Annotated in this window: 11 protein-coding genes; 7 read left to right on the forward strand and 4 right to left on the reverse strand. The window is 63.1% G+C overall.

The annotated features are described in order from the left end of the window. Window positions 1-11: 11 nt before the first annotated feature. Together F6X40_RS37145 and F6X40_RS37150 are read right to left on the reverse strand one after the other, a co-directional pair. A complete protein-coding gene (locus tag F6X40_RS37145; RefSeq protein ID WP_184063278.1) occupies window positions 12-524 on the reverse strand; it encodes a metal-dependent hydrolase in 513 nt (170 codons plus the stop codon). A gap of 149 nt (window positions 525-673) precedes the next feature. Continuing rightward, the gene (locus F6X40_RS37150) at window positions 674-1,183 is read right to left on the reverse strand and encodes a hypothetical protein (protein ID WP_187631299.1); all 510 of its coding nucleotides are present in this window, start codon (window positions 1,181-1,183) and stop codon (window positions 674-676) included. A gap of 867 nt (window positions 1,184-2,050) precedes the next feature. Here F6X40_RS37150 and F6X40_RS37155 point away from each other — a divergent pair. Then, entirely contained in the window at window positions 2,051-2,572 is a 522-nt protein-coding gene (locus F6X40_RS37155) for a hypothetical protein (protein WP_187631300.1), read from the forward strand. A gap of 176 nt (window positions 2,573-2,748) precedes the next feature. On the opposite strand, the gene F6X40_RS37160 is transcribed toward F6X40_RS37155, so the two are convergent. Beyond that, on the reverse strand, window positions 2,749-3,180 hold the full coding sequence (locus tag F6X40_RS37160; RefSeq protein ID WP_187631301.1) for a hypothetical protein: 432 nt from the start codon (window positions 3,178-3,180) through the stop codon (window positions 2,749-2,751). 240 nt (window positions 3,181-3,420) lie between these two features. On the opposite strand from F6X40_RS37160, the gene F6X40_RS37165 reads away from it, so the two are divergent. From F6X40_RS37165 to ggt, 6 genes are all read left to right on the forward strand, one after another. Further along, on the forward strand, window positions 3,421-4,122 hold the full coding sequence (locus F6X40_RS37165) for a CDP-alcohol phosphatidyltransferase family protein (RefSeq protein ID WP_187631302.1): 702 nt from the start codon (window positions 3,421-3,423) through the stop codon (window positions 4,120-4,122). Further along, a complete protein-coding gene (locus F6X40_RS37170; RefSeq protein ID WP_187631303.1) occupies window positions 4,119-4,934 on the forward strand; it encodes a 2OG-Fe(II) oxygenase in 816 nt (271 codons plus the stop codon). Before F6X40_RS37165 ends, F6X40_RS37170 begins: the two co-directional genes overlap by 4 nt. Beyond that, the gene (locus tag F6X40_RS37175; RefSeq protein ID WP_187631304.1) at window positions 4,931-6,007 is read left to right on the forward strand and encodes a lysylphosphatidylglycerol synthase domain-containing protein; all 1,077 of its coding nucleotides are present in this window, start codon (window positions 4,931-4,933) and stop codon (window positions 6,005-6,007) included. The genes F6X40_RS37170 and F6X40_RS37175 overlap by 4 nt, the downstream gene beginning before the upstream one ends. A gap of 28 nt (window positions 6,008-6,035) precedes the next feature. Further along, the gene (locus F6X40_RS37180) at window positions 6,036-6,800 is read left to right on the forward strand and encodes an NTP transferase domain-containing protein (RefSeq protein WP_187631305.1); all 765 of its coding nucleotides are present in this window, start codon (window positions 6,036-6,038) and stop codon (window positions 6,798-6,800) included. 139 nt (window positions 6,801-6,939) lie between these two features. Further along, a complete protein-coding gene (locus F6X40_RS37185; protein WP_184025626.1) occupies window positions 6,940-8,343 on the forward strand; it encodes an MFS transporter in 1,404 nt (467 codons plus the stop codon). Window positions 8,344-8,387: 44 nt separating this feature from the next. Beyond that, on the forward strand, window positions 8,388-10,133 hold the full coding sequence (gene ggt / locus F6X40_RS37190; RefSeq protein WP_187631306.1) for a gamma-glutamyltransferase: 1,746 nt from the start codon (window positions 8,388-8,390) through the stop codon (window positions 10,131-10,133). Between the two features lie 40 nt (window positions 10,134-10,173). Here the strand turns inward: ggt and F6X40_RS37195 are convergent, their stop codons facing one another. Beyond that, a complete protein-coding gene (locus F6X40_RS37195; protein WP_187631307.1) occupies window positions 10,174-11,376 on the reverse strand; it encodes a Fic family protein in 1,203 nt (400 codons plus the stop codon). Window positions 11,377-11,503 lie beyond the last annotated feature (127 nt).

Here is an 11,503-nt window from a genome sequence, read left to right on the forward strand (position 1 = left end):
TCGCGCTGCGCCTAGCCGATCGGCCAATGGCGCAACCACGGCAACGCATGCATGCCATGCAGCCACACATGCTCGCCGATAAACCACGCGGCCGCCCAGGATGCCGCGACGACGATCAGATCGCAGTGCCCGCTATTCCATAGATTCAACGAATGTCGCCCGGCGATCCACGGCACGCCGAGCGGATTCGGCCAGTCGGCGAGCAGATGCATCAGGCCGCCGCACGCGAAGCCGAACGCGGGCGCCGCGAAGATCGAATGTCCGAGCGTGTGATACGACACCGCGAGCAGCGCGAGCCAGCCGATGCCCCAATGCGTCAACGTGCGATGCGTGATCCACAGCCGCCGCGCGCGCGACCACCATGCGACTTCGAGCCAGTCCGGCGCGGTGCTGCCAGCCACGCCGGCGATGAAGCTCAGCAGCACGCCAGCATGAAACGGACCGCCGCCGCTGCGCGCGACGATCGCCGCCGCGATGATGCCGGCTGCGAAACCGGTCGCATGATGCGCTTTGCTGGATGCCATCGAAACTCGCGGCACACGTGCCGCGCGAAAAACAAAGGGCGGCTATGTTCGCAGATGGGCGCGTAAAAAAATAGCCGATGCGCGAGATAAAAATTCGCGCACCGGCCTTCCGTGCATGACGCGCACGGCGTTCAAGCGCGCCGCGCCGCTCAGGTCGCGCAGCGCGCGATATCGAAGCGCATCTCCTCTTCGGGCGGATCGTCGGGCGCATTGGCCGGATGCACGACCTTGATGACCGTGGTGCCGTTGAGCGGGGTCAGCGTGACGAAGTACGAGTTGTGCGAATCGGCACCGACCGCAAGTTCGGTCGCCGCGCCGGCGTGCGAGGTGCGCACGCGCGGCAGACGTTCTTCGAGGCAGGCGGCGATGGACGCAGGCGTGCGTGACGACGACACGTACACGAGCGGTGCGGACGCGTCGCGCGCGGGGCCGCCCGATGAACCGCAAGCGGCGAGGGTGGCGGTGAGGGCGACAACTGGGGCAAGCAGGAGAAGTCTTTTCATGATCCGATCGTCGGCATTCCCGGTCATGCATGGGAAGGTGAGGCGCGGGCGAAGCGCGATGCGCTGACGTACAGCGCGATGCTTCGCGACGAAGCTGCCGTGCAGGCGGCGAGGTTTCGCGGCGTCGCACGGCGGCCGGGGCAGTATACCGAGCATGTGTCGACGTCGTCACTAGCGCGGCCATGCGTTTATTGGTCTGACGGCAAACCGTAAGGCCCATGAAAATACCTGAACGTGATCGTGTCGCGTGGGTTCGACCGCGCCACGCGGGGATGGCCGCGCGGCGCAATGCCTGCATGAAAAGCGTGGTGAGAAGCGCCGTCAGAAGCGATGCCGCAGACCGACTGCCGCGGCGACCTGGTTGCCGGTCGACGACGGCGCAAGCGTATTGATCGCCGCGACGTTCGCGCCGAATCGGCATTCGAGCGAAAGTTGCTGCTTGCGCCCCGTTGACTGTCGATTCGCAGCGAAGTGTAATTGCCGCTATGCGGATATTTAATTGCGCGCCTTACAACGGTCTATTTTCGAATCCGGGATTATGTGAATTAATCGCGTAAGTGCAGGTCCGAAAAAGGAAATTATTTTTAACGATGAATGGCGGGACGCGCTGTCAAGTCACGGGCTGTTGTCGGGCGGTAACGGCTCAAGGCCTCGCAGCGAGCACAAGGGGAAAGCGGACGAGGCCGTTTGCGCTGATTCCCACGGTTTTGCGCAATGCAGTCTTTCGAAGAAAGCCTTAAATCGAGGGTGGATGCCACTTATAATTTTGATAGACCCCTTCGACCAAAGGGTGTCTTTTTCATTTTTACACGCGGCTTTCGGGCCGCGTTTTTTTTATCTGAAATTTAAAGCGGATTTATACATCGTCGCGTAGGTAAATATAACTTTTTGCGCGTTGAGCGGCTGCGCCGTTCCGAACGCGCCTTGTCCGTTCGTCAGAGCGAGCAGGGCCAAGCGGGCTGGGCAGGTAGAATCGCGGGTTCGAAATCTGTTTGTGCGCCCCGCGAAGTGAGTGAACCTGTGATGACCGACACGCCCTTTCCCTCGACCGACACGAATGCCGAGTTCCTCGGACCTGACGACAGCGTGCATGAAGAACGTCTGTGGCGCGACAACGGCTGGACCGCGCGCATCATCAAGAACGAAGACGACGAAGGCTGGGCCGTCGAAATGATCAAGGACGGCGAGGCGGAGCCTGCGCTCGTCGGACCGTGGACCATGGGCCGCAACAAGAAGGATCCGAAGCCGCTCGACGTATCGGCGTTCAACACGCTCGTGAAAACCGCGGCGGAAGTGCTGCGTCGTCACGAGCAGCAGCTGCGCGCGCAACTCCACAAGACGGTGCGCGTGCCGAGCGCGGACGGCAACGACGAACTCGACATCACGCTCGACATCGTCCCCGACGAAGACGACCCGTACGCACTGTTGAGCGCGCTCGATATTTTCGGCGAGCAGATCGCGCAAGTGCAGGTTGCGCCGACGTTCAAGCTCAGCAAGGCGAGCGCCGCGGCGTGGGTGGCAAACGAGTTTCGTCGGCCGGGGTAAGTGGCGGTTGTAGGCGCGGTTGCGTCGTGATCGGATCCGCTGGTCGCTGACACTGCCGGCGATCATGGCGCAGCTGGCAGAGCGGCGCTGCTATGTCACTGGCCACTCGAACTGGCTCGTGGTCGAAGATATCGACGATCGTGGCGAAACGGTCGAATACGACGTCTCGCCAAACCCTAGCTGCGCTTGCAGAAAATCGCCGTGATGAGCGGCGCGACGTGATGCACGATCGCCGTGCTGCCGGCGTTTTCAAGCGCGCTTTTAACATTGTCGTCGCTGCCGAACACGACCGCGCCATACGCGGACTGGGCGACCGGTTCGCCGTCGCCGACCCGGAACATCGGGTCGTCCTTTTCGAAGCCCACCACCGCGAATACGCGGAAACCGAACGCGGTCAGATGCGCATCGGGCATCGGCGAGAACGCGTTGATCGAGTTGCTTTCGACGTGACTTGGCTTCGGTTTGATCAGCTGCTGCTGCATCAGATCGGCAATGAACTGGTGGCCGCTCTCATTGCATGTCAGCGGCGCGTCGAGCTCCACGGCGAACGAGGAAAGGGGCAGCGCGGCGGCGGCGGCAAACAGCAGAGGGACAAGGAGACGGTTCATGAGCGTAGGCGGGCGTCAACAGTCGATGTCGTGGATTAGCAACCACTGCGCCATCCCCCGGAGGGCACGAGCGGTGCTGCACATCGAACAGATTCCGCATGACTGGCACAACTGGATTCGCACTTTACAGCGATTCGGTGAATTCCGCTTTGTGACGGACACACGAACGGTATCTGGAAATTGCAGAGCAACGTATGGCATAACAGCAAGCTTTCAGAATCCCGTATATATTTCCGCCTTATGACTTCGCAACCCCGACCTCCAATCAACGTTCCGCCGCCGCGTACGTGGGACGCCCGGCTCGCCCGCCGGCTCGTGACACCGCTAGTCGACACCTGGGTCACCCCGAACCATTTGACCACGCTGCGCCTCCTGATCGGCGTCGCAGGCGCGCTGTGCCTTGCGCACGGGGGATTCGCGTGGGCCAATGCCGGCGCACTGCTGATCGTCCTGTCGAATTTCGTCGATCACACGGACGGCGAACTCGCGCGAGTGGGCGGCAAGTCGAGCCGCATCGGTCATTTTTACGACCTCGCCTGTGATGCGCTCGTGACCGTGATGCTATTCGTCGGCATGGGTATCGGTGTCGGCGGCGCGCAGATCGACGCTTTGAAGCTCGCGCCCGGCGTGCTCGGCGCGGTGGCTGGTGTCGCGGTCGCCCTGATCTTCTTTTTGCGCATGCGGATCGAGGAAATGGTCGGCAAGGCCGGCACGAAGCAGGCGTCGATGGGGGGCTTCGAAACCGAGGACGTGCTGTACCTGCTGCCCATCGTCACGCTGACGAATGTCGTCGCGCCGTTCGTGGTGGTCGCGTCGATCGGCGCGCCGCTGTTCGCCGTATGGGTGGTGATCGACTACTGGCGCGTCGCGCGCCGTAGCGCTCGTCCGACGGCCAAGGCCGCCAGCGCGTCTGAATCCCGTCAACACTGGACCAGCAAATGAATCTGCACGCCGAAGACGACGTGATCGCGCCCGTGTCGTCAGGCACGCCCGTGGCGGCGCTCACGCCCGCGCCCGATGCCGACCGCGCGGTCGCGAGCCGTACCCGCACGTTCGATAACGCGCGTCTGCGTAAAGACTTCGCCGCGCAGGACGCGTTTCTGTATCTGGACGAGTTCCTCGCCCCGGAAGCGACCGCGCAGCTGGTACACAGCGCGCGCGCGCTGCTCGACGAAGTGAACCGCAACTATCTGCCGGGTCACAAGCAGGGCGGCAGTGTCAGCCGCCATACGATCGACCGTCTCGCGCCGTTCATCGCCGAGCTGTATCGCTCGAAGGAGTTGATCGGCTGGCTCGAGCAGCTGAGCGGCGACCAGTTGCAGGTGTCGCCCGCCGACGATCCGCACGCCTACGCGCTCTACTACTACACGCGCCCCGGCGACCATATCGGCTGGCACTACGATACTTCGTATTACGACGGACGCCGCTACACGCTGCTGCTCGGCGTGATCGACGAATCGTCGTGCCGGCTCGACTACGAACTGCATACGCGCAATCCGGAGGTGCCGGACCAGCCGGGCTCGGTGCAGATTCCGCCGGGCGGCCTCGTGTTTTTCGATGGCGACAAGCTGCGTCATCGCATCACGCCGGCCGGGCCGAACGAGATGCGTGTGTCGCTGACGTTCGAATACGTCACCGATCCCAACATGCGGCCGTGGCGCCGCTTCGTTTCCAACATGAAGGACGCGATCGCGTACTTCGGTTTCCGCCAGGTGTTCCGTCAGATGGCCTCGCGCGGCAAGGACGCCGCGTGAGTCGGGCGGCCCTGCTTCTGCTGTCGATCGGCTCGGCGCTGTTCGTCGGCCTGCTCGCCTGGCAGGGCTTCGGCTCGGTGGCGTCGACCTTGCTCGCAGCCGGCTGGGGGCTCGCGGTCGTCGCCGCGTTCCACGTGGTGCCGCTCGTGCTCGATGCGGCTGCGATCGCCGTGCTGTTCAGGCGCGACCATCCTTCGCGTGACGGTGCGCATGAAGGTCCGGCAAGCGGTGCAACCAGCGGCGCGACGAGCGCGGCGCGAGCCGAACCCTCGCTGCGCGATGCGCTGTCCGCGCGCTGGATCGGCGAGTCGGTGAATAGCCTGCTGCCCGCTGGGCAGATCGGCGGCCCGGTGGTGATGGTGCGTCAACTGTCGCAGCGCGGCATGCTGCTGCGCGACGCGGCCGCCGCGATCACCGTCAGCACGACCTGGCAGGCGCTCGCGCAAATCGTGTTCGCGCTCGGTGGCCTCGCGATGTTCGGCGCGTACGCCGCGCACGGCACGCTGCACGACCTGCGCACCGCAACGCTGATTGCGACCGGCGTGCTCGGCGCGCTGATCGCCGCGTTCTACTTCGCGCAGCGGCGCGGTCTGTTCGGCCGGCTGCTGGGCGTGGTGTCGAAGGTGTTCGGCAAGCGCGACTGGTCGTCGCTGATGACGCGCGCGGAAGCCGTCGATGCCGCCGTGCAGTCGCTGTACCGCGAGCGCGGCCGCGTGGCGGCGAGCTTTGCGCTGAGCCTCGTGGGATGGCTAGTCGGCACGGCCGAGGTATGGCTCGCGCTGCGTTTGCTCGGTCATCCGGTCGGCTGGATCGACGCGCTGCTGCTGGAAAGCATCGGCCAGGCGATTCGCGGCGCGGCCTTCATGATTCCGGGCTCGCTCGGCGTGCAGGAGGGCGGCTATCTGCTGCTCGCGCCGCTGGTGGGTTTGCCGCCCGACGCGGCGCTGGCGTTGTCGCTCGCCAAGCGTGCGCGTGAACTCCTGCTGGGCCTGCCGGGCCTGCTTGTATTGCACTTCAGCGAACGAAGCTGGCAACGGCGGCGCGCTCCACGGCGCGTGCCGGTTGCCGATTGACCTCCGTACTTTTTTCAAAGGACCGCGCATGCGCGCAATCATTCTCGCAGCGGGCCTCGGCCTGCGTCTCCAGCAGCCGCCGCAAGCCCAGTTTCCGAAATGCCTGTTGCAGTTCGACGGCATGAGCCTGCTCGAACGGCATCTGCAGATGCTCAAAACCGCTGGCGTGACCGACGTCGTGCTGGCGCTCGGTTTCCAGCCGGAATCCGTGCAGGCGGAACTCGCGCGCATCGACTGGCCGCACGAGGTCGAGACCGTGCTCAATCCGCGCTTCGATCTTGGCAGCGTGCTGACCGTGCATACCGTTGCCGACGCTTTGACGCGCGGCGGCGACGTGCTGCTGATGGACGCCGACGTGCTGTACGACGAGCGCATCCTGAGCGCGCTGGTGGCGGGCGAGTCGGTCAACCGTCTGCTGATCGACCGCGATTTCGAAGCGGGCGACGAGCCCGTCAAGCTGTGCCTGAAGGACGGCGTGCCGGTCGAGTTGCGCAAGCAGCTCGCGGCCAATCTGGAGTACGACACGATCGGCGAGTCGGTCGGCTTCTTCCGCTTCCGCGAGGAAACCGCGCGACGCTTCACGCAGATCGTCGCGGGCTATATCGACAGCGGCCGCGCGAACATGCCGCACGAAGAGGCGGTGCGTGACCTGCTGCTCGAGCGCAGCCAGGTGTTCGACACGGCCGAGGTGAGCGGCGCGCCGTGGATCGAGATCGACTTTCCGAACGACGTCGCGCGCGCCGCCAACGAGATCCTGCCGCAGTTGCAGCCGCTCGTCAGCGCATCGCGCTGAGGCGTCCGTGCCGCGCGCGAAGATGCACGGCAGCGCGCGATGGCACACGGCAAAATCCCCTCGCGCGACAACATTTGTTGTCGCCGCGATGCCATAATCGACGCTTTCCATTGATGGCTGGCCGCCCGTCGCCATGACAATGCTGCTCGCTTTAGGCGCTTTCATCGTTCCGCTGATCGTCGCGTGCGCGATGTTCATGGAAAACGTGGACGGCACGGTCATCGTGACGTCGCTGCCGGTTCTGGCACGCGACCTCGGTCATGATCCGATCACGCTGAAGCTTGCGGTCACCGCGTATGTGATCGGCCTTGGCGTCTTTATCCCGATCTGCGGCTGGGTCGCCGACCGCTTCGGTTCGCGCACCGTGTTCCGCACCGCGATCGGCATCTTCATGGCGGGCTCGCTGCTGTGCGCGGCCTCCACTTCGCTCGTTACCTTCGTGCTCGCGCGCTTCGTGCAGGGCATCGGCGGCGCGCTGATGGTGCCGGTGGGCCGCATCATCATCTTCCGGTCGCTGCCGAAGTCGGAGTTCATTCGCGCGATGAACTATCTGACGGTGCCGGCGTTGCTCGGTCCGGTGGTCGGGCCGCCGCTCGGCGGCTTTATCACGACCTATCTGCACTGGCGTCTGATCTTCGTGATCAACGTGCCGATCGGCCTGCTCGGCATCTGGCTCACCAACAAGTACATCGCCAATACGCGCGAGCCGCATCCGGGCCGACTTGACTGGCTCGGCTTCGTGCTGTCGGCTAGCGGGGCTTCGCTGTTCATGCTCGGGCTCTCGCTGGTCGGCGGCGAACTGGTGTCGACGGGACAATCGGTCGGCATGTGCGTGACCGGCATCGTGTTGCTGCTGCTTTATGCGCTGTACGCGAGCCGCGTCGCGCTGCCGGTGCTCGATCTGCGTTTGCTGCGCATTCCAAGTTTTCATGCGAGCGTGATCGGCGGTTCGCTGTTTCGGATCGGTCTTGGCGCCGTGCCGTTCCTGTTGCCGCTCGCGTTGCAGGAAGGGCTCGGCATGACCGCGTTCAGAGCCGGCGCGATCACGTGCGCATCCGCGTTCGGTTCGATTTTCATGAAGACGGTGGCGTCGCGCATTCTCGAACGCTTCGGCTTTCGTACCGTGCTGATGGTCAACGCCGCGTGCGCGGGTCTCGCGATCGCCGTGTACGGGTTGTTCTTTCCCGGCACGCCGCATTGGGTGATCTGGTGCATCGTGCTGGTGGGCGGCTTCTTTCCTTCTCTGCAATTCACGTCGCTCAATACGCTGGCCTATGCGGATATTCCGGGCAGCGACGTCGGCCGCGCGACGAGTGTCGCGAGCGTCATCCAGCAGATGTCGCTCGGCCTCGGCGTGACGATCTCGGGCATCGTGCTGCAGATTTCGCATCGTGTGCAAGGGCATCCGAACATCGTGTTCTCCGATTTCTGGCCGGCGTTTCTCGTCGTCGGTCTGTTCTCGTGCCTGTCGATTCCGATTACGCGGCGGCTGCCGCGAGACGCGGGCGATGAGATCTCGCGCGGCCGTCGCGGGCGCGCGTAAGCCATCATGCGGATGTCGTCGTCGTCGTCGTCGATGAGGAGGTCATGAACTTGTTTCGCAACGTCAAAGCTTCAACCAGTGCTTCGATCAGCGGTCTTGCCCTGATCGCAATCCTCTGCGTTTCAACCGGGTTTCTCGAGGCGGCGCCTGCTGTCGCGAAAGCGCCCGCGAAGACGCAACCCGCCGTGCTTGCCGGTTCGGCGATTGCGGTGCCGGACTCATACAGCGCCGATGCCGCCGAGCAGATCTTCAACGAAGGCGGCAATGCGGTCGATGCGGCCGCCGCGATCGCCTTCACCCTTGCGGTCACGTTCCCGGATGCGGGCAACATCGGCGGGGGCGGGTTCATGACGCTGTACGTCGACAACAAGCCGTATTTCCTCGACTATCGCGAGCGCGCGCCGCTCGCCGCGACGAAGAACATGTATCTCGACGACAAGGGCGAGATCATCAAAGGCATGAGCCTGGTCGGCTATCGCGCGGTGGGTGTGCCAGGCACCGTCGAGGGCATGTGGCAAGCGCAGCGCCGTTTCGGCAAGCTGAAATGGCAGCAGGTGCTCGCGCCGGCTATTCACTATGCGCGCGACGGCTTCATGGTCGCTCCGCAACTGCAGAAGCTGCGCGACGATGCGGCGAAGAACTTCGCGGGCAAGACCAATTTCGACACCTACTTCGGCAATCTGAAGCAGGGCGTCACCTTCAGGCAGCCTGACCTTGCCGCGGTCCTGCAGCGTATTTCCGATCAGGGCGCGAAAGATTTCTACACGGGCAAGACTGCGGATCTGATCGCCGCTTCGATGCGCGGCCACGGCCTGATTACGAAGGCCGATCTCGCGCAGTACAAGGCGGTTTGGCGCGAGCCGGTGCAGGCGAACTGGAACGGCTACCGCGTGATCACCGCGCCGCCGCCGAGTTCGGGCGGCGTCGGGCTCGTGCAACTGCTGAAGATGAAGGCCGATATCGCGCCCGAGTTCAAGAACGTGCCGCTCAATTCCGTGCAATACGTGCATCTGATCGCGGAGCTCGAGAAGCGCGTGTTCGCGGATCGCGCGCAGTACCTCGGCGACCCGGATTTCTACAAGGTGCCGGTCGCGCAACTGATCGACGACCCGTATCTGGCCAAGCGCGCGGCCGAGGTCGATCCGAATATGCCGTCGGACACGAAGAGCATTCAGCCGGGGCTCGGGACCTCGATGCCGGAGAAGGCGGAGACCACGCATTTTTCGGTGGTCGACAAATGGGGCAACGCGGTGTCGAACACGTACACGCTGAACGGCGCGTTCGGCTCGGGCGTCGTGGTGGATCGGGCAGGCATCGCGCTGAACGACGAGATGGACGACTTCTCCGCGAAGCCGGGCGCCGCCAACATGTTCGATGTGGTCGGCAGCGACGTGAATGCGATCGAGCCGAAGAAGCGCCCGTTGTCGTCGATGGCGCCGACGATTCTGACGAAGGACGGCAAGGTCGCGCTCGTGATCGGCACGCCGGGCGGATCGCGGATCTTCACGACGATCTTCCAGGTGATCAACGACATCTACGACTTCGACATGCCGTTGCCGGATGCGCTCGCCGCGATGCGTTTCCATCACCAGCTATTGCCGCCGAATACGATCTATTCGGAGCCGTACAAGCCGATCGAGGGCGAACTCGCCCAGCAGCTCGAGGCGAAGGGCTACAAGCTGGAAGGGCAGGAATTCACCGGCGATGTTCAGGTGATCAGGATCGATGGGGACGAGCCGGAGGCGGCGGCCGATCCGCGCGGGCGAGGGGTGACGCGGGTGGTTCGGTAGGGAGGAGAGCCGGTTGCAGCCATTCTCTTCGACGATCAGCCTAGTCCTGATCGACTTCGGGCCATAGTCTCGGGAATAGAAATCGAAGACTTTTCAATGGGAGTCCGAACGAGAGATTGCCGCGATGGGAAGGCGAGTCGAGCAGTCCAATATCAAGTAGAGAGCGCGTAATCCGGCGAGCCAGAACATCAGTAACGCCAAGTATCTGATTGAATTCGGCGCGGCTGACTGCACGCCGCGTCGCCACAAACTCCATCGCCAGTGCCGAGGCCTCCGGTTTGATCACCGATTTTTCGGAGCCGATCATCCACGGATTCGAATCGAGGTAACGCAATAGATCGAGCAGGCGATCTGCAATGCCATCGAACTCGGTCATGCGAACCATAAAGCTTACCTGGTCCAGGCAGCAATCGAGAAAGAACCGCGCGAAACGCACCAGGCCTTCCTGGGATAGATTGCCTCGGCCATCGAGGTCATTGCGGCGCGTCTGGTCGGCTTCGCTCAATCTTGCGTAGTACAGCTCATGTTCGCGTGCGAGACCGCGAAGCGGAGACCATAGGCCATGCGTCAAGTCGGCCGATCGTAAAGCGAGATGTGAATGCAGACGTGCCACCCGGCCATTGCCGTCTGCGAACGGGTGAGTCCATGCCAACCGATGATGCGAGCAGGCGATGCCGATCAACTGATGGTCCTTGATCCGTAGGCGCGCATATCGCTTGGCCCATGCATCGAGCAATGGCGCGATCATTTCAGGTTCTGGCGCGAGATGCCGGCCCACGGTGACGTCCGATTTGCGAAGTTCGCCCGGCACGATTGGTTCGCCCTCGCTGGTAAATCTCTCAGCGACCGGCAAATAGGAAAAAAATCGCTCATGAATGGCCGTAAGTCGTGCGGGCTCGAACAGGGCGGCCGTCGCAAGCAAATCCCACTCTTCTTCGAGCGAGGATTCCGTTGCAATATGCGCCATCGCAAGGCGCTGCTTTTTGCGCTCGGCGACGTCAGTTGAATAGTCGCGCTTGAGAGCGGCCTCGATCCTGGCGGGCGTGGTGTGCTGGCCTTCGATCTTATTTGTGTAGTACGAATTCATCGCACGCAATTGCGGGACGAGCGCCGCGGCAAATGGCGTCCCGCTTACGGCAAGGAGCTTTTGCGATGAGTCGACGAGTTCGGTCGTGCGCTCGATCAGCGGATCCAATACACGGTCCTCAGGAAACAAGGGTTCGAACGATACGACGGTCGTCATGGCGGATTGTAGGGTTTGATGTAGAGTTACATGTTGTTTATTATATCGTTCAATAGATTGATTTATAAGGATTTTAATTATTTCTTGTAGAGTCTAATGTAGGGTTTGCAGTAGGATGGCGCCTGAC

Origin of the sequence: Paraburkholderia sp. UCT31, from assembly GCF_014397655.1 — a bacterium.
GTDB lineage: Bacteria > Pseudomonadota > Gammaproteobacteria > Burkholderiales > Burkholderiaceae > Paraburkholderia > Paraburkholderia tuberum.